The sequence below is a fragment of the Nocardioides immobilis genome, from assembly GCF_003515065.1.
Taxonomy (GTDB): Bacteria; Actinomycetota; Actinomycetes; order Propionibacteriales; family Nocardioidaceae; genus Nocardioides; species Nocardioides immobilis.
Window position 1 is genome coordinate 1 of the sequence record NZ_QXGH01000034.1, and the last position, 17,634, is coordinate 17,634.

At 70.7% G+C, this 17,634-nt stretch carries 21 protein-coding genes; 16 read left to right on the plus strand and 5 right to left on the minus strand.

What is annotated here, in order from left to right; translation table 11 throughout:
- Positions 1 to 99: 99 nt before the first annotated feature.
- Entirely contained in the window at positions 100 to 366 is a 267-nt protein-coding gene (locus tag D0Z08_RS25170) for a helix-turn-helix domain-containing protein (protein ID WP_118928041.1), read from the minus strand.
- A gap of 195 nt (positions 367 to 561) precedes the next feature.
- On the opposite strand from D0Z08_RS25170, the gene D0Z08_RS25175 reads away from it, so the two are divergent.
- Positions 562 to 1,542, plus strand: a complete 981-nt coding sequence (locus D0Z08_RS25175) for an NAD-dependent epimerase/dehydratase family protein (protein ID WP_281271774.1) — start codon at positions 562 to 564, stop codon at positions 1,540 to 1,542.
- 102 nt (positions 1,543 to 1,644) lie between these two features.
- Positions 1,645 to 2,856 carry a thrombospondin type 3 repeat-containing protein gene (locus D0Z08_RS25180; RefSeq protein WP_118928043.1) on the plus strand — a complete coding sequence of 404 codons (1,212 nt, stop codon included), beginning with the start codon at positions 1,645 to 1,647 and terminating at the stop codon, positions 2,854 to 2,856.
- Between the two features lie 37 nt (positions 2,857 to 2,893).
- Here the strand turns inward: D0Z08_RS25180 and D0Z08_RS25185 are convergent, their stop codons facing one another.
- Positions 2,894 to 3,910, minus strand: a complete 1,017-nt coding sequence (locus D0Z08_RS25185; RefSeq protein ID WP_118928044.1) for a hypothetical protein — start codon at positions 3,908 to 3,910, stop codon at positions 2,894 to 2,896.
- 42 nt (positions 3,911 to 3,952) lie between these two features.
- Here D0Z08_RS25185 and glmU point away from each other — a divergent pair, with 42 nt between their 5' ends.
- The 5 genes from glmU (at position 3,953) to D0Z08_RS25210 (ending at position 9,098) form a co-directional block, all read left to right on the plus strand.
- A complete protein-coding gene (gene glmU, locus D0Z08_RS25190; RefSeq protein WP_118928045.1) occupies positions 3,953 to 5,410 on the plus strand; it encodes a bifunctional UDP-N-acetylglucosamine diphosphorylase/glucosamine-1-phosphate N-acetyltransferase GlmU in 1,458 nt (485 codons plus the stop codon).
- 123 nt (positions 5,411 to 5,533) lie between these two features.
- Complete coding sequence (locus D0Z08_RS25195; protein ID WP_118928046.1) at positions 5,534 to 6,514, plus strand: ribose-phosphate diphosphokinase; 981 nt, start codon at positions 5,534 to 5,536, stop codon at positions 6,512 to 6,514.
- Between the two features lie 49 nt (positions 6,515 to 6,563).
- On the plus strand, positions 6,564 to 7,532 hold the full coding sequence (locus D0Z08_RS25200; RefSeq protein ID WP_118928047.1) for an ABC transporter ATP-binding protein: 969 nt from the start codon (positions 6,564 to 6,566) through the stop codon (positions 7,530 to 7,532).
- Positions 7,529 to 8,302: an ABC transporter permease gene (locus D0Z08_RS25205; protein ID WP_182481482.1), complete on the plus strand. Its 774-nt coding sequence runs from the start codon at positions 7,529 to 7,531 to the stop codon at positions 8,300 to 8,302. Before D0Z08_RS25200 ends, D0Z08_RS25205 begins: the two co-directional genes overlap by 4 nt.
- Positions 8,303 to 8,312: 10 nt before the next feature.
- Entirely contained in the window at positions 8,313 to 9,098 is a 786-nt protein-coding gene (locus D0Z08_RS25210) for an ABC transporter permease (protein ID WP_118928049.1), read from the plus strand.
- A 3-nt stretch (positions 9,099 to 9,101) separates the two neighbouring features.
- Here D0Z08_RS25210 and D0Z08_RS25215 read toward each other — a convergent pair whose 3' ends face one another.
- Positions 9,102 to 9,728 (minus strand): maleylpyruvate isomerase family mycothiol-dependent enzyme, encoded by a 627-nt coding sequence (locus D0Z08_RS25215; RefSeq protein WP_118928050.1) that lies wholly within the window; start codon positions 9,726 to 9,728, stop codon positions 9,102 to 9,104.
- An 88-nt stretch (positions 9,729 to 9,816) separates the two neighbouring features.
- Between D0Z08_RS25215 and D0Z08_RS25220 the strand changes: the two genes are divergently transcribed.
- The 7 genes from D0Z08_RS25220 (at position 9,817) to D0Z08_RS25245 (ending at position 15,205) form a co-directional block, all read left to right on the plus strand.
- Entirely contained in the window at positions 9,817 to 10,251 is a 435-nt protein-coding gene (locus tag D0Z08_RS25220) for a MarR family winged helix-turn-helix transcriptional regulator (RefSeq protein ID WP_118928051.1), read from the plus strand.
- Positions 10,252 to 10,340: 89 nt separating this feature from the next.
- Positions 10,341 to 10,463, plus strand: a complete 123-nt coding sequence (locus tag D0Z08_RS33500; protein ID WP_281271772.1) for a hypothetical protein — start codon at positions 10,341 to 10,343, stop codon at positions 10,461 to 10,463.
- Positions 10,460 to 11,122 carry a 50S ribosomal protein L25/general stress protein Ctc gene (locus D0Z08_RS25225; RefSeq protein WP_118928052.1) on the plus strand — a complete coding sequence of 221 codons (663 nt, stop codon included), beginning with the start codon at positions 10,460 to 10,462 and terminating at the stop codon, positions 11,120 to 11,122. Before D0Z08_RS33500 ends, D0Z08_RS25225 begins: the two co-directional genes overlap by 4 nt.
- A gap of 122 nt (positions 11,123 to 11,244) precedes the next feature.
- Entirely contained in the window at positions 11,245 to 11,859 is a 615-nt protein-coding gene (gene pth / locus D0Z08_RS25230; protein ID WP_118928128.1) for an aminoacyl-tRNA hydrolase, read from the plus strand.
- 19 nt (positions 11,860 to 11,878) lie between these two features.
- Entirely contained in the window at positions 11,879 to 12,670 is a 792-nt protein-coding gene (locus D0Z08_RS25235; protein WP_118928053.1) for a 3'(2'),5'-bisphosphate nucleotidase CysQ, read from the plus strand.
- Positions 12,671 to 12,784: 114 nt separating this feature from the next.
- Positions 12,785 to 14,554 carry a DUF2207 domain-containing protein gene (locus D0Z08_RS32355; protein ID WP_182481483.1) on the plus strand — a complete coding sequence of 590 codons (1,770 nt, stop codon included), beginning with the start codon at positions 12,785 to 12,787 and terminating at the stop codon, positions 14,552 to 14,554.
- A gap of 90 nt (positions 14,555 to 14,644) precedes the next feature.
- Positions 14,645 to 15,205: a LemA family protein gene (locus tag D0Z08_RS25245; RefSeq protein WP_118928054.1), complete on the plus strand. Its 561-nt coding sequence runs from the start codon at positions 14,645 to 14,647 to the stop codon at positions 15,203 to 15,205.
- Between the two features lie 70 nt (positions 15,206 to 15,275).
- Here the strand turns inward: D0Z08_RS25245 and D0Z08_RS25250 are convergent, their stop codons facing one another.
- The gene (locus tag D0Z08_RS25250; protein WP_118928055.1) at positions 15,276 to 15,899 is read right to left on the minus strand and encodes an alpha-ketoglutarate-dependent dioxygenase AlkB; all 624 of its coding nucleotides are present in this window, start codon (positions 15,897 to 15,899) and stop codon (positions 15,276 to 15,278) included.
- A gap of 120 nt (positions 15,900 to 16,019) precedes the next feature.
- Here D0Z08_RS25250 and D0Z08_RS25255 point away from each other — a divergent pair, with 120 nt between their 5' ends.
- Complete coding sequence (locus D0Z08_RS25255) at positions 16,020 to 16,742, plus strand: GntR family transcriptional regulator (protein WP_245994458.1); 723 nt, start codon at positions 16,020 to 16,022, stop codon at positions 16,740 to 16,742.
- A gap of 13 nt (positions 16,743 to 16,755) precedes the next feature.
- Here the strand turns inward: D0Z08_RS25255 and D0Z08_RS25260 are convergent, their stop codons facing one another.
- The gene (locus D0Z08_RS25260) at positions 16,756 to 17,133 is read right to left on the minus strand and encodes a hypothetical protein (RefSeq protein ID WP_118928056.1); all 378 of its coding nucleotides are present in this window, start codon (positions 17,131 to 17,133) and stop codon (positions 16,756 to 16,758) included.
- Positions 17,134 to 17,237: 104 nt separating this feature from the next.
- Here D0Z08_RS25260 and D0Z08_RS25265 point away from each other — a divergent pair, with 104 nt between their 5' ends.
- Entirely contained in the window at positions 17,238 to 17,633 is a 396-nt protein-coding gene (locus tag D0Z08_RS25265; protein ID WP_118928057.1) for a hypothetical protein, read from the plus strand.
- The last annotated feature ends 1 nt before the right edge of the window (position 17,634 follow it).

The following is a 17,634-nucleotide window of genomic DNA, read 5'->3' on the forward strand; positions in this document are numbered from 1 at the left end:
GTCGTGACCAACTGGAAGCAGGCCCTGGGCCAGCTCGCGATCGCCTACCCCGACCGCATCAACCCCTACCTGTAAGCGAAATCAACAACAAGGGATCGATCACTTACACAGAAATCTTGACAAGCTCTGGCCCTGCTCAGTCAGTTCCTTGCGCATCCGCAGGACCAACTCGACGGTCGCGGCCGCGGTGGCGTTCGGCGAGGAATGCGGACGTCGCGACCGGGGCTCGAACGCGGCTTCGCCCTCCACCTTGTAGCGGGCCACCAGCCGGCTTATCCAGCCCTGGGAGACGTTGTAGGTGCGGGCGACCTCGCTTTGTGAGGCCCCAGCGAGCACGGCGGTGATGACAAGGCGGCGTTTCGACACCGATCAGGGTCGAACCACGCACCGCCCCGTCAGGTCCGCCATGCCGATGACCCGACACATCCCATTCCGATGTCGCGAGACACCCCATTCCGATGTCCTGCGCCAGGACACTACCCGGGGAGCTCACCGCGGCTACCATCCAGGCGTGCGCCTTCCCACGGGTCTCCGTCACGGCCGCCGATGACGAAGCTGGTGATGGGGGCCAGCGGCTTCCTCGGATCGCACGTGACCAGGAAGTTGGTGGGACGCGGCGACGATGTTCGCGTGTGGATCCGGCAGTCGAGCTCGACCGTGGCGTTCGACGACCTCGACGTCGAGCGGAGGTACGGCGACCTCGGCGACCGTGAGGCGCTCCGGGAGGCGATGCGGGACGTCGAGGCTGTCTTCTACTGCATCGTCGACACCCGGGCATGGCTGCGCGACCCGACGCCGCTCTTCGCGACCAACGTCGAGGCGTTGGGAGGGGTGCTCGACGTCGCGGTCGAGGTCGGCGTCCGGAGGTTCGTCTTCTGCAGCACCGTCGGCACGATCGGGATCGCCGAGCACGGCCTCGCCGACGAGGACCTGCCGCACAACTGGCGGCATCTCGGCGGGCCCTACATCGAGTCGCGGCTCCAGGCCGAGGACCTCGTGCTGGCCTACCACCGCGACCGCGGGCTGCCGGCGGTCGTTCTCAACGTGGGCACCACCTACGGGCCTCGGGACCACGGACCGACCCCGCACGGCAAGCTCGTCCGGGCAGCCGCGCAGGGCACGATGCCGGCGTACGTGCGGGGCACGGCGATGGAGGTCGTCGGGGTCGAGGACGCGGCGGAGGCATTCCTCCTTGCCGAGACGCGGGGTCGGGTCGGCGAGCGCTACATCGTCTCCGAGTCCCACCTGCCCATCAAGGACCTCTTCGACATCGCGGCCGACGAGGGTGGCGTGCGGCCACCTCGGATCGGCATCCCGCTGCCGGTGATGCGGGTGATCGGCGCGGTCGGCGGCGCCGTCTCCCGGTTGCGCGGGACCGACTCAGTCGTCACGTCCACCAGCGTGCGGCTGATGCACCTGCAATCGGCACTCGACCACACCAAGGCCACCCGCGAGCTCGGCTGGCGGCCCGAGCCGACGGAGGCAGCGATCCGCGCGGGCGTGCGGTGGTTCCTCACCGAGCCTCGCCGTACGACGACCTAGTCACTCGCGCCTTGTTCGTTTCGTGGACGGCAACCTGTGGAGGCCTTACGGTGAGCTGGCCACTCGGGAGAAGTGTTTGCTCGTCCTGCTCCAGGGGTGCTCATGTCTCACCGATTCCTCCGGGTCGTCCTCGGCCTCACCCTGGCCGTCCTGCTGCTCGGCGCGGGAGCCGTCCCAGCCGGCGCCGCCGCAGGAGTCGGTGCCGTCGCGAACCAGTCGCTCGACGACCCGCCGGTCGACTCCGACGGTGACGGAATCCCCGACGACACGGACCAGTGTCCGGGCGAGCCGGGCTCGCCCGCCTACATCGGCTGCCCGGTGCCGGATTCCGACGGTGACGGTCTCACCGACGACATCGACGCGTGCCCGGACCTGCCGGGTCCCTACGACGGCTGTCCGTTGCCCGACCTGGACGGCGACGGCGTGTACGACGACGGCAGCGACCTGTGCCCCAACGAGTACGGCGTGCCGGAGTACGGCGGCTGCCCGGCCCCGGACAGCGACGGGGACGGGATCACGGACGACGTGGACTCCTGCCCCGGTGAGTACGGCGTGCCGGAGTACAACGGATGTCCCTACACCGACCCCGTCGACTCCGACGGTGACGGCATCGCCGACGACGTGGACCAGTGTCCGTTCGAGCCGGGTGTCCCGGAGAACTACGGGTGCCCCTATCTCGGGCCGATCGACTCCGACGGCGACGGCGTCTACGACGACACCGACCAGTGCCCGAACGAGCCGGGCTCGCCGGACTACAACGGCTGCCCGGTGCCGGACTCCGACGGCGACGGCCTGACCGACGACGTCGGCCAGTGCGACGACACCCCGCCAGGCACGCCGATCGACGGCAACGGCTGCTCGCTGCAGGAGGTGACGGCAACGGCGCCCACCTTCACCGACCGCTGCGGCAAGGGCCAGGACACCGTCCTGGTGCCGACGAGCACCGGCGTGGTCTACCGCCTCGGCGGGAACGTCGTCGCGGCGGGCACCTTTCGCGTCAGGGGCACCGTGACGGTCGTCGCCGAGGCCGCGGACGGCTACGTCCTGTCCGGTGGCACCGAGTGGACCTCGGTGATGACGAACAAGGTCTGCCCCCATGGCCGGGTGAAGGTGCACAGCCCCGCCCGCGGCACGCTGCGGATCGTGAACCGCGAAGACGTCGCGATGACGATCCGGCTCGGGTCCAACGTCCGGAGGCTCGACCCGGGTGAAGCACGCACCTTCCTGAGGCGCAGCGGCACCACGATCGAGTGGGGTGCCCGGTGGAAGAGCCCGCTGCTCACGGCCCGATCGGGCTCGGTGCAGGTGCTCTGACGAACGACGCGGGCAGTCCAGCAGCTCGCGCGTCCGACTACCCCCCGAGGATCTCCCGCACCTCGGGGGAGGCGTAGAACGGCTCGAGCGCCGCGCGGACGACCTTCTCGAGCTCGCCGGACTCGTGGGCGGCGGCGATCAGCTGTGGTGCGAGGGCGGTGGCGTGGGCGATCGCGTCGTCCCGGGTGACGCCGAGGTCGTCCAGCAGGACCCCGATCGGGTGGTCGCCGTACACCCCGAGGAAGCGGTCGACGAGCCGGTCGGCCAGGGCCAGCACGGGCTCGCTCGCCACGACCTGGATCGCGACGTCCTGGGCGAGACCGGCGACCCGTACGGCGTCGTCGCGGCTGCCGAGGCCACCCGCGCTGATCGGCTGGTCGGCGTAGAGGTCGAAGATCTCGATCAGAGCAGCCCGGGCGGCCGGATCCCGCAGCGTGTCGACGAGGACCTTGTTGAGGCGGCGCATCGCGAAGACCGCGCCCTTGCCGGCGGTGCCGCCGACGAGCGCTCCGAGCTGCTTGTCGGCCGCGCCCATGGCCAGGCCGGCCGCGCCGGCGCCCAGCGAGACCAGCGACCCCATGCCGGGGATCTTCTCCGCCACCGCGCGGTTGGTCTGGAGCACGTCCTGCACGATCCGGCTGAGGAATCGCGAGGCGAGGGTGGCCACCTCGGGGCTGCGGGTGAGGTCGTCGAGGGTCGCCTCCAGCAGCTCGGTGTTGCTCAGCAGCTCGTCGACGATCCGCTCGACCTGGGTCCGGTCGATCACCTCGCCCAGCGAGAACGGCCGGTCGGGCCCGTCGTGGATCGTCTCGGCGACCACCTCGGCGAGGGTGCTGGCGGCTGCGCTCGGCGGCAGCTGGCGGGCGAGCTGATGGATCAGCGCCTTCAGCTCTTCGGCGGCGACGGCAGAGCCGAGCTGGGTGCGCGACGCGGCGCCGAGGATGCGGTCGACGTGGTCGGGGATGATCTCGGTGAGCTCGGGTCCGGTCAGCCTCCGGATCGTCCACCCGACCTGGGCGTCGAGGAGGCGGCGGGCGAGGTCGTCGGCGGTCACCGCCGCAGACTACGGGCTCCGGCGAGCCGTAGGCTCGGGGCCATGGCTGATCAACTGACTGTCATCGTCCTCGCCGCCGGTGGCGGCACCCGGATGAAGTCCAAGACGATGAAGGTGCTGCACCGCATCGGCGGGCGCAGCATGATCGGCCACGTCCTCGGCGCCGTCGGTGTCCTCGAGCCGACCCGGGTCTGCGCCGTCATCGGCCACCAGCGCGACCAGGTCGGCCCGCACATCCTCGAGTGCCTGCCGGAGGCCGTGCTCGCGGTCCAGGAGGAGCAGCTGGGCACCGCTCACGCCGTCCGCGTCGCGCTGGAGGCCCTCGCCGAGCAGCAGGCCGCCCCGGAGGGCGGCACCGTCCTGATCGCGTACGGCGACACGCCCCTCCTCGAGGGCGGCACGTTGCGGTGGTTCGCCGCCGAGCACGAGGCGGCTCAGGCGGCGGTCAGCATCCTCTCCGGCGTCGTCGAGGCCCCGCAGGGCTACGGCCGGATCGTCCGCGACGCCGACGGTGACGTGCTCGCGATCGTCGAGGAGAAGGAAGCGAGCGACGAGCAGCGCGCCATCAAGGAGATCAACTCCGGCATCCTCGCCTTCGACTCAGGCTTCCTCCTGGACGCGATCGGTCGGGTCGGCAACGACAACGCCAAGGGTGAGTACTACCTGACCGACACCGTCCAGCTCGCCCGCGACGCCGGCCTGACCGTGACCGCCTTCCCCGTCGACGACGTGTGGCAGACCGAGGGCGCCAACGATCGCGCCCAGCTCGCGGACCTCGGCCGCGAGCTCAACCGCCGGATCGTCACCCGGTGGATGAGGGACGGCGTCACCGTCATGGACCCCGCGACGACCTGGATCGACGCCGACGTGGTGCTCGCCGAGGACGTGACGATCCTCCCAGGCACCCAGCTGCTGGGCACGACCGTCGTCGCCGAGGACGCCGTGATCGGGCCGGACACCACGCTGGAGGACTGCGAGATCGGCGCGGGCGCGCGCGTCGTACGGACCCATGGCCAGCTCGCCGTGATCGGCGACGGTGCCACCGTCGGCCCGTTCTCCTACCTCCGCCCCGGCACGAAGCTCGGTGCCCACGGCAAGATCGGGGCGTTCGTGGAGACCAAGAACGCCCAGATCGGCGACGGCGCGAAGGTGCCGCACCTGTCGTACGTCGGCGACGCGGAGATCGGCGAGGGCACCAACATCGGCGCCGGCACGATCTTCGCCAACTATGACGGGGTCAACAAGCACCGCACGAAGGTCGGGAAGCACGCCCGTACGTCGTCCAACAACACCTTCGTCGCCCCGGTCACCATCGGCGACGGTGCCGCGACCGGCGCCGGCACCGTCGTCCGCAAGGACGTCCCGCCCGGCGCGCTCGCGGTCAGCGCCGGGCAGCAGCGGAACCTGCCGGGCTGGGCGCAGACCAAGCGCGCCGGGACGCCACAGGCGGACGCCGCTGCCGCGGCAAGCCCAGCCGGGAAGGACCCTGACGACGCCTAGCGTCGGCGGCGGGGGTGGGAGCCGTCTCATGAACAGTCCGAAAACACGCGGCGACTTGGGGCTGGCCGTCGGTAAGGGGCAGAATCAGGATTGCTCCACGCCGGCCGACCACAGGAGTCTTGCGTGACTGGAATCCAGCGGACCACCGAGAAGAACCTGATGGTCTTCAGTGGTCGGGCCCACCCGGAGCTCTCCGAGGAGGTCGCCGAGATCCTCGGGATCTCGCTGGTGCCGACCCAGGCCTACGAGTTCGCCAACGGCGAGATCTACGTCCGCTTCGAGGAGAGCGTCCGCGGCTGCGACGCCTTCGTGATCCAGAGCCACACGGCTCCGATCAACGAGTGGATCATGGAGCACCTGATCATGGTCGACGCGCTCAAGCGCGCGTCCGCCAAGCGGATCACCGTCGTCATGCCGTTCTGGGGCTACAGCCGTCAGGACAAGAAGCACCGCGGCAGGGAGCCGATCTCGGCCCGGCTGATCGCCGACATGTTCAAGACCGCTGGCGCCGACCGGATCATCACCGTCGACCTGCACGCCGACCAGCTCCAGGGCTTCTTCAACGGCCCGGTCGACCACCTGATGGCGCTGCCGATCCTCGCCGACTACATCAAGTCGAAGTACGGCGGCCAGCCGCTCGCGATGGTCTCCCCGGACGCCGGCCGGATCAAGGTCGCCGAGCGCTGGTCCGCCCGGCTCGGCGGGGTCCCGCTGGCGTTCATCCACAAGACCCGGCGTGCCGACCGGCCCAACGAGACCGTCGCCAACCGGGTGGTCGGTGACGTCAAGGGCCGGATCTGCGTCCTGACCGACGACATGATCGACACCGGCGGCACGATCGTGCAGGCGGCCGAGGCGCTCGCCGCCGAGGGGGCCGCAGGCGTCGTCATCGCCGCCACCCACGCGATCCTCTCCGATCCCGCCGTCGACCGGCTCAAGAACTGCAGCGCGGTCGAGATCGTCGTCACCAACACGCTCCCGGTCGGCCCGGAGAAGCAGTTCGACAAGCTGACGACGCTGTCGATCGCCCCGATGGTCGCTCGCGCGATCCGCGAGGTGTTCGAGGACGGCTCCGTCACGAGCATGTTCGACGGGCACGCGTAGAGCACAAATGAGCGGCGCCGCGCGTCGCTGATCGCCTAGCCTCGGGCGGGTGACCGCCGTCGAGGCTCGGGACCTCCGCCGTACCTTCCGAACGCGCACGGGTGTCCTTCGCCGTACGGCGACCGAGGTCGAAGCCGTTCGCGGCGTCAGCTTCGACATCCAGCGGGGCGAGCTGTTCGGCCTGCTCGGCCCCAACGGCGCCGGCAAGACGACGACGATCAAGATGCTGATCACGCTGCTGCTGCCGACGTCCGGGACGGCGCGGGTGCTCGGCCACGACGTCGTGGCCGACGTGCGCGAGGTCCGGCGCCGGATCGGCTACGTCTTCGGCGGGGACCGGGGCCTCTACGAGCGGCTCTCGGCGCTCGACAACCTCCGCTACTTCTCCGAGCTCTACGGGGTACCGCCGCGCGAGCAGAAGGCGCGGATCGGCGAGCTGCTCGAGATGGTCGGGCTGACCGGTCGCGAGCGGGAGCGGGTCGAGGGCTTCTCCCGCGGCATGCGGCAGCGGCTCCACATCGCGCGCGGGCTGCTGCACGACCCCGAGGTGCTCTTCCTCGACGAGCCGTCGATCGGCATCGACCCGGTCGGCGCCCGCGAGCTGCGCGCGACGATCGCGTCGCTGATCGACGTGGGCAAGACGGTGCTGCTCACCACCCACTACATGTTCGAGGCCGACGAGCTCTGCGACCGGATCGCGGTGATCCGCGCCGGCGAGATCGTCGCCGAGGGCACGCCCGGCGACCTCAAGCGACTCGTGACCGTGGGGAGCGTCGTGGAGATCGAGACGTACGGCGTCGGGGAGGCCGCCGTCGCCGACCTCGGTGCGATCACCGGCGTCCAGTCCGTCGCCGTCGAGGAACGCGGGCAGATGCAGGTCCTGATCCTGCACTGCGCCCGGGACGCCGAGGTCACCCAGGCTGCGCTGTCGCGGCTCGACGGCGTCCGCGTCGGGCGGGTCGGGACCCGCGAGCCGACGCTCGAGGACGCATACGTCGAGCTGGTGAGCCGGACGTGAAGCAGCTGCTGCGGCAGCAGCTCGTCTGCTACCGGCTCCAGCTGAAGGTCATCACGACGTCGTGGTTCGACGGTGCGCTGGCCGTGTTCTTCCCGCTCATGTTCGCCACCGCGACCCTGCTGATCTACGGGGTCCGGGACGACCCGGAGGCGATGCAGTTCGCCGGGCTGGGCGCGGCGATCATGGGGATGTGGACCTGCCAGGGCGTGATCGCCTCGTCGCTGCTGACCCGTGAGCGCTGGGCCGGGACCCTGGAGCTGGTCGTCGCCGCTCCGACGTCGATGGGCCGGGTGCTCGTCCCGACGACCCTGGCCCTGTCGACCATCGGCCTCTACACCGTGGTCGCCACGATCCTCTGGGAGCGCTGGGTCTTCGGCCTCGAGCTCCGGATCGAGAGCTGGCCGCTGTTCGTGACGAGCGTCCTCGCCTCCGCGCTCACCCTCGCCCAGTTCGGCTTCTTCCTCGCCGTCACCGCCGTGCGGTACCGCGCGTCGTGGTCGCTCGGCGCCGCGCTGGAGTACCCGGGCTGGCTGCTGTGCGGCTTCGTCATCCCGGTCGCCACGCTGCCGGACTGGCTGCACCCGCTGTCGTGGTCGATCCCGACTACCTGGGCGATGGAGGCGGTGCGCGAGTCGGCCGGCGGCGGGAGTCCGTGGCGCGATCTGCTGGTGTGCCTGGTCCTCGGGTCGGCGTACGCCGTGCTCGCCTCGTTCCTCGGCCGGCAGCTGGTCGACTCCGCCCGCCGGCACGCGACCCTGGCGCTGACGTGAGGCACCGCCGATGACGACGCTGCGGATCCTGCTCGTGGGTGGGCTGATGAGCTATCGGGCGATGTTCAACTGGCTCAGCCCGTGGATCCTCATCCCGTCGATGATCGTGTCGCCCATCTGCCAGATCCTGCTGTTCGCCTACATCGGGCGCAGTGCGGGCGTCGGCAACGACGAGTTCTACGTGATGGGCAACGCCCTCAACTACGCGGCGATCCCGTGCCTGTTCGCGATGAGCGCCACCATCGAGGGGGAGCGCGAGGGCCGCACCCTCAGTGTGGTGCTGACGACCCCCGCCGCCCGGATCCCGCTGTTCCTGGGCCGCGCGCTCCCGGTGATCGTCAACGGCTGGGCGGTCGCGATGGTGGGTGTCGTCTTCGGGCTCCTCGTGCTCGACGTGCACATCCCGGGCAGCTCCTGGCCCGCCCTGCTGCTCGTCATCACCGTCGCCTCGGCGTCCTGCACGGGGCTCGGGCTGGCGATGGGAGCGGTCGCGCTGCGGGTCCGCGAGGGGGCGGTCCTCGGCAACGTGCTCTTCTGCCTGCTGCTGGTGTTCTCGGGGGTGAGCGTCGCGGTCGACGACCTCCCGGGGTGGATGGCCGCCGTCTCGCCGTGGTTCCCGCTGACGCACGCGATCGAGGCTGCGCGGGAGGTCGCGGACGGTGCGGCGCTGGCCGACGTGATCGGACTGGTCGTCCGGGAGATCGGCGTGGGCGCGCTCTACGCCGCCGCCGGGCTGCTGCTGCTCCGCTGGCTGGAGGACCAGAGCCGGCGGCACGCCACCCTCGAGCGGGTCTGACGACTACTTCAGCTCCACCAATCCCTCCCCGGTGAGGAGGGAGCGGTCGGGCTGCCGGCCGGAGGACAGCATCAGCAGCTCCTGGATCGGACCCTCGATGGTCGGTCCGCGGCCGCGGGTCCAGTCGACGTCCGTCGCCACCATCCGGACCGAGCGCAGCAGGCGCCGGGTGCCCATGAGGAACGACAGCCGTCGTACCCGGTCGGCGGCTATGGCGGCTGCCTCCGGCGGCATGGCTCGGGTCAGGCCGAGTGGCCGGACGATGTCCTGATGGTGGAGGAGTGCGTCGATGAGCGGCTCGACCGAAGTCGTGGTCGGGACGTGGTGAGTGCTGGCGGCGTACCTCTCGTAGTCCGCGAGGATGCTCTCGCGGGTCTCCTGCGCGGAGAGGCGCTTCACCTCGCGGAAGATGATGGTGTTGTAGCCGCGCCCGAGGTTGCGGACCGACATGGCGGCGATCTCGCCCCAGCCGATCTGCGGCGTCGAGATGACATGGGCCGCGACGTCGTGCACCGTCCAGCCGGCGCAGAGCGTGTCGTGGGACCAGTCCTCCTCAGGGAGCGCGGCGAGCGTCGCGGCGAGGGCGGCGCGCTCGGCGTGGATGTGCCGCCAGACCTCTGCCTTGTCCATCGCGGCGCCTCCGGAGCGGGTGTCGAATCAGTCAGGATGACTGACTGATATAGTCAGTTCTGCTGACCAATCTGTCAAGGGGGAGTCGATGGCCGACCTCAACTCGGCGCTGCTCATGTTCATCAGCGCGCGGAGCGCGGAGACCCGGATCCACGAGGCGGTCAGCGCTGCCGGGTACGACGACCTCAGCCCGGCCATGGGTCGGATCGCGGCGCAGATCGCCGAGGAGGGGAGCCGGGTGACCGAGCTCGCCGACCGAGCGCGGATCACCAAGCAGAGCGCGAGCGTTCTGGTCGACCAGCTCGAGCGGGCGGGCTACGTGGCGCGCGTCCCGGATCCGGCGGACGCCCGCGCGAAGCGCGTCACGCTGGCCCCGCGCGGCCGCGAGGTCCAGCAGGTCGCCCGCCGGGTGGAGCGCGCGATCGAGCGCGACTGGACCCGTCATCTCGGCGCCGAGCGGATGCGCGTCCTCCGCGAGACGCTCACGGACCTCCGGGCGATCACCGATCCCTACGCCGACTGAGATCCCCCGTGGATTTCGTCCTCCGTCCTGCGACCGGGTAATCTCGTCCGGTTGCCTCGGCGAAGGAGCACACCCGCTTCTGTGACTCCGTGATCGACTGGGCCGGTTCGTCTCGTACGACGCCGCGCGCCCACCGGTCACCGGGTGAGGGAAGCGTGGCGTTCTTCGTCTCCGGGGTCCCCGACCACCACCACGAGGAGAATCCCGAATGAGCGAGAAGATCACCGCCGAGCTGCGCACCGAGTTCGGCAAGGGCGCGGCCCGTCGCATCCGTCGCGAGGACAAGGTTCCTGCGGTCGTCTACGGCCACGGCAACGACACGATCCACCTGACCCTGCCGGGCCACGAGACGATGATGGCGATCAAGCACGGCGGCGCCAACGCGCTGATCGAGCTCGAGATCGAGGGCAAGACCCAGCTCGCCCTGACCAAGCAGGTCCAGATCGACCCGGTCCGCCGGCTGCTCGAGCACGTCGACCTCGTCGCGGTGCGCCGCGGCGAGAAGGTCACCGTGGACGTTCCCGTCCTCATCGTCGGCGACGCCGCCTCGGAGACCCTGGTCGTCACCGAGAACACGACCGTCCAGGTCGAGGCCGAGGCCACGCACATCCCCGAGTCCTTCGAGGTCGACATCACCGACGCCGAGGCCGGCACCCAGTTCCTGGCCGGCTCGCTGACGCTGCCGTCGGGCACCACGCTGCTGACCGACCCCGAGACCCTCGTGGTCAACGTGACCGCCGCGCAGACCGCCGAGGCGCTCGAGGCCGAGCTGGAGGAGGCCGAGGCCGAGGCCGGCATCGAGCGCGACGAGGCCGAGGTCCCCGAGGAGGCTGCCGACGAGGCGCCCGCCGAGGGTGGCGACGAGGAGTGACCGTCACTCGGCTCAGGTGGTTCCTGGGCCGACTGATCTCCCCGGCACGCAGTGTCGTGGCGGGGAGCATCCACTCCTTCGACAGGGGTACGACGACCGGCGCCGATGCCGGGGAGGACACGATGAGCGACCGCGCCGAGGGGGCCGACGGGCCCGGTGTGTGGTTGGTTGTCGGCCTGGGCAACCCCGGTCCGTCGTACTCCGGGCACCGGCACAACATCGGCTACCTCGTGGCCGAGGAGCTCGCGAGCCGGATGGGGAGCGGGTTCCGCGCCCACAAGTCCGGCCGTGCGGACGTGGTCGAGGGCCGGCTGGGCGCGCCCGGCACGCCTGGCCCGCGGGTCGTGATCGCCAAGGCGCGGTGCTACATGAACGAGTCCGGTGGCGCGATCAAGGCGCTGACGACGTTCTACAAGGTCCCGCCGACCCGGGTGATCGCGATCCACGACGAGCTCGACATCCCGTTCGGGACGATGCGCATCAAGCTCGGCGGCGGCGACAACGGCCACAACGGGCTCAAGTCGCTGCGCTCGTCGTTCGGCACCGGTGACTTCAACCGGGTCCGTGTCGGCATCGGTCGCCCGCCGGGTCGGCAGGAGGTCGCCGACTTCGTGCTGTCGAACTACTCGGCGACCGAGCGCAAGGAGATCCCGTTCCAGGTCGACGCCGCGGCCGACGCGGTCGAGACGCTGATCGCGGAGGGTCTCGAGCGGACCCAACAGAAGTTCAACTCCTGAGCGCCACTACCCTGACCGCGTGACTTTCGACGCTGGTACCCCCGCTCCTGAGGTCGTCGCCGACGACCACCTGCTCGCCGCCTGGCTGGCCGAGGCCGCCGGTCGCCGCCTGCTCGAGGTGCGGGCCGAGGGCCTGGAGGGCAAGGAGCTCAAGGACGCCGGCGACCGTGCCGCGCACGAGCTGTTGATGGGCCTGCTGGCGACGTACCGACCTGAGGACGCGGTCCTGTCCGAGGAGGCACTCGAGACGGCCGACGACAAGGACGCCAGGCTCCGCGCGGAGAAGGTCTGGATCGTCGACCCGCTCGACGGCACCCGGGAGTACAGCGAGGTGCCCCGCGACGACTGGGCCGTGCACGTGGCGCTCTGGGAGGGCGGCACCCTCACGGCCGGAGCCGTCGCGCAGCCGGTCATCGGCGAGACGTTCAACACCGGCACCCCTCCCGTGGTGCCGGCGCGGACGTCGGTCAAGCCGCGGATCGCGGTCAGCCGCAGCCGCCCGCCTGCCTTCGTCTCGGCGCTGGCGGAGAAGCTCGACGCCGAGCTGGTGCCCATGGGTTCGGCCGGCGTGAAGATGATGTCCGTCGTGCGCGACGTGGCCGACGCCTACGTGCACGCCGGCGGCCAGTACGAGTGGGACTCCGCGGCGCCGGTCGCTGTCGCGCGGGCGGCGGGTCTGTTCACCAGCCGGGTCGACGGCAGTGAGCTCGTCTACAACCAGCCCGACGTCTACCTCCCCGACGTGATCGTCTGCCGGCCGGAGCTGGCCGACGACATCCTCGCGTTCATCGCCGAGCACGGCACCGACTGACCGGCTGAGCGCCTGAGCCCAGGCGGCCGCCACAACGGCGGCAACTAGGCCGAACGGATGGTTTGCGCGCCTCGTCATGCCCATCGGGGCCCGCCTACCCCTAGCCTGACCGGCATGAAGCGCCTCATCGCGTCGGCGTTCGCCTTCGCCCTCATGGTGGGCATCCTCTGCATCCCCGCCCTGTTCTACGACGTCGACTTCGAGTCGACCGACACGCTCAGCGAGACGACCACGATCACGTCGTACAAGGCCGACTTCACGGTCGACGAGGACGGCGGCCTCGACGTCGTCGAGACGCTCACGGTCTCCTTCCCGACGTCGGACAAGCACGGCATCTTCCGGTTCTTCGACCGCCAGGACCCGTCCGACCCGGACCTCCGCCACGTCGTCGAGGACTTCGAGGTCACGGCCGACGGCGAGGAGACCGACGTCGAGCACACGGTCGAGAAAGGCCGCTACGACAACTACCGGATCGGCGATGCCGACACGACCCTGTCGGTCGGGGAGCACGTCTACGTCTTGACGTACCACCTCGACCACGCCCTGACACCGGGCGGGAAGTACGTCGACACGGACACGCAGCTCTACTGGAACCTCATCCCGTCGGGATGGGCGCAGGACATCGAACGGTCCGAGCTGAGGGTGCACCTCCCGGAGCCGGCCGAGGAGGTCACCTGCTGGATCGGGCTGGGTGAGGTCGAGGACGGCGCGAGGGAGTGCGACGTCGAGGGCGTCGGCAGCAACGACCTGACGATCCGGACCAACCGGTTGAGCTCGCACACGCCGGTGTCCCTGGTCGCCGGCCAGGACCTGCCCACGCCGGAGCAGGCGACGCTGCCCTGGACGCCGCGGTTCGACAACGTGTTCGGCACCAGCATCCCGGTGCTCGGTGTCGTCATCGGGATCGCTGTGCTGCTGGGCGGGCTGGGGCTGTTCCTGAGCTGGCTGGCCTTCGAGCGGGAGCCGCGGTTCCCGCTGATGTACGGCCCGCCGGACGGCGTCGGACCTGCCCAGGCCCAGTTCATCCTGAAGGAGGGCGTCGACCGGCGCGCGTTCGTCGCCAGCCTCATGCACGCGGCCGAGCACGGCGCCATCGACCTCCAACGCGGTGCCGACCAGAGCTGGACGATGACGGACAAGGCCGGTGCCCAGGGCTGGGCGGGCCTCGACCCGGTCACCACGAGCGTGGCCGGGCTGCTGCCGGGGCCTGGCACCCAGTTCGTGGCGCGCCGCAGCGACGTCCTGGGGGGCCAGGCGCTGCAGAGCCAGGTCGCCTCCTTCACCAGCGGCACCAAGATCTGGGCGACCAGCAACGGCTTCCTCACCCGGGCGGGCATCGGCGGACTCGGTGGACTGCTGGTCCTGGGCGGTTTCGCCGCGGTCGTCGCGCTGACCTTCTGGCGCCCGTTCAACATGTCGATGGTGGCGCTGCCGATCGCGGCCTTCGCGGCGGGAGCCGTCTCGCTGCTGCAGCCGGGCTCGGCGACGAAGCGGACGCCGACCGGCCGTGAGCTGTGGTCCCGGGTCGGCGGCTTCAAGCGGGTGCTGTCGACCCCGTCGAGCAAGGACCGGTTCGACTTCTCCGGCCGCCAGGAGCTCTACACCGCCTACCTGCCGTACGCCGTCGCGTTCGACTGCGCGAAGGAGTGGGCGGAGAAGTACCACGTCGAGACCGGGCAGGAGCCGCCGACGCCGTCGTACTTCTACGGCTACGGGGCCGGGGTCGGCGCCGGCTACCACGTCGACTCCATGGTCGGCGACTTCGACAGCACGCTCAGCAGCGCCATCTCGTCGTACGAAGCAACCCAGAGCTCGTCGTCCAGCGGCGGTGGCGGCGGGGGCGGAGGCGGAGGCGGCGGTGGGGGTGGTGGCGGCTCCTGGTGAGCCCCGCGCCTGGTCCCGGCCGCGCGAGGCTCGCGCTGGCGCCGTACCTCACCTAGATTTCCAGCAACTCCGAGAGAGGGTTCCTACCCCATGATCTACGTCATCATCGCCGTCGTCGTCCTCGTCCTGCTCGTGCTGTTCTTCGTCGTCGGCTTCAACAAGCTGCGCAAGCTCGACGTCGGCGCCGAGGAGGCATTGGGCGGCATCGACGTCCAGCTCACCCGGCGGTCGGACCTGATCCCCAACCTCGTGCAGACGGTCAAGGGGTACGCCGCGCACGAGTCGGGCGTCTTCGAGGAGGTCACCCAGGCCCGGGCCGGCGTCGCAGCCGCGGCCGCCGGCGACGACGTACCGGCGAAGGCTGCGGCCGACGCCGCCCTCCAGCAGGCGCTGGTCAAGGTCAACGCGGTCGCCGAGGCCTACCCGGACCTGAAGGCCGACGCGAACTTCCGCGACCTGCAGGACCAGCTCGCGAAGACCGAGGACCAGATCGCGTTCGCGCGCCAGTACTACAACGACGCGACCGCGCAGCTCAACGAGTCGGTGCGCACGATCCCGTGGATGTTCTTCTCCGGCGTCGCGGGCGTCAAGGAGCGGGAGTTCTACGACGCCCCGGCCGAGCACACCGCCGCGCCGGGCGTGGAGTTCTGACGCTCGTCGCAGGACGCCAAGCAGCCGCAATCACTGACCGCGTCAACTGCGACACGCTCGGGCAATTAGGTCAGAAGACGTTCAAGGGCCGGAACTGGACCGAGATCCTCGGCCCGGCCGACGCCACCTTCGGCACGGCGTGCTCCCAGGTGCGCTGGCAGCTGCCGCCCATCACCAGCAGGTCGCCGTGTCCGAGCTCGAAGGAGATCGACTCCGCGCCGTCACCCCGCTCGCGCGGCCGCAGTGCCAGCCGGCGCGGGTCGCCGACCGAGACGATCGCGACCATGGTGTCGGTCGTGGCGCCGCGACCGATCGTGTCGCCGTGCCAGGCGACGCTGTCGCGACCGTCGCGGTAGTAGCAGCAGCCGGCGGTGCGGAACGGCTCGCCGAGCTCGGGCAGGTAGCGGGTCGTCAGCGCCTCGCGCGCCGCAGTGAGCACCGGGTGGGGGAGGTCCTCGCCGATCATGTAGGTGTAGACGAGGCGCGGTACGTCGACCATCCGGTCGTACATCCGGCGCCGCTCGGCCCGCCACGGCACCTGCTCGACCAGCGTGGTGAACACGTCGTCAGGGTCGGTCAGCCACCCGCGGGCGACGTCCACCCAGGCGCCGGCGCCGAGGTCGTGGCGCTCGAGGCCGTCGAGACCGAGCCCCGCAGCCGGCTCGCTGGCGAAGAGGGTGCTCTGGAAGTCCACCTCCCCGAGGCTACCCCAACGTTCGAACAGATGTGCGATCTGTACGGCGCGTCGCCTGCGGGCAGGGGGCAGTTTCGTTGTTCTCGGGACGTGCGTCCGGCCCGGGCCTAACCTTCGAATGTGGAGACAGTCGACCGGGGGACGGCTGACCGTCGCGCACTCAAGCACGTGGCGATTCGGGAGTACGTGCGGGACCTGGTCTCCGGGTGCGCAGCCGGTACGGCCGCCCCATCAGAGCGTGACCTCGTCGAGCGCTTCGGCGTGGCACGAATGACCGTCCGGCAGGCGCTGGACGCGCTCGTCGCCGAGGGCGTCCTGCAGCGCTTCCCTGGCCGCGGGACGTTCGTGGCGCCACCGCGTCGTCAGCCGAGCCGGATCGCGAGCTTCACCGAGGACATGGCCGGCCGGGGCACCGTCGCCGAGAGTCGCACGATCCTCGCCGAGCGGGTCAAGGCCCCCGCCGGCGTCGCCCGCGCGCTCGGCCTCACGCCTCGCGAGCCGGTGCTGCGCTGGCGCCGGCTGCGGCTCGCCGACGGCAGCCCGGTCTGCCTGTCGGACGCCTACCTGAGCGCGTCGCTCCTCCCGGGCCTGCTCGACGGCGCCGACCTGCCGGCCAGCCTGTACGACGAGCTGAGCTCCCGCGGCCGACGCCCCACCTGGGCGGAGGACTCGTTGTCGGCCGGCGTCGCCACGCCCGAGGAGGCGGCGTTGCTCGAGTGCCAGGAAGGCTCGGTCGTCATCCGGCTCACCCGGCGCGCCCTGTGGGAGGACCGGCCGATCGAGATCTCGCGCAGCGTCTACCGCGCCGACCAGCACACGATCTCCTTCCAGCTCGGCAGCTGACCACCCCCCTGGTTCAGCTGCCGCTGGAAGGCTCCAGCCGGCCGAGCTCGGCGACGACGGTGCCGGACTCGTCGCAGACCCACGCCGGGTCGGGGCCGCCGAGGTCCGGTTCGATGTGCAGCGCGTGCAGCGGTGCCTCCCCGCACCGCTCGCACAGCGGCCACAGGCCCGTGGGCCCGTTGCGTCCGTGCTCGTCGATCAGCGCGTCCTGCACGTCCTGCGCGATCAACCCGGCGATGTAGGCCGCGCCCTCCGGCCACTGCTCCACCCACCACCGGCGCTGCGAGCAGGCCTCGTCCAGCACGGAGACGGTGCCGGCGTTGGCGACGCCGCGGGCAGTGAGGTCGGCCAGCACCGACGCTCGGGCATCGAAGATCACGCGGTCGTCCACAGGCTCATTGTGCTGCGGTTTGGCAAACCCTCCGGTCCGGGCACCGAACCCGCCGAGCCGCCGTGCCATCGAAGGGGTCGCGGCGTCGTACGGAAGGAGCTGCCATGACCGACCATCCGCGCACCGCCGACGACACGGAAGCCGACAGCACGGCCGGGGCCGTCGTCGACGACCTGCTCGACGACGGCGACATCGACATCACGTCGTGGACCGACCTCGACGGGTTGCCGGACCACATCGACGTGCTCGCCACACAGGCGCACGAGATCTTCGAGCACGCGCGCACCTGGGTGTGCCAGCGCAGCGGCTTCGAGCCGAGCCCGGTCTGCCTGCTGGCACCGATGGCCGACCTGATGGACGTCTTCGCTGCGGGCTTCTCCGAGGTGGAGCGGTTCGCCGTCGGTGACTGGGCGTCGATCCGCGAGGCAGTGGTCGCCACCACCGCCGACCTGAAGGCGATCGACCAGCTGGTCGCCGACTGGCTGCCGGTGGTGGCCTGAG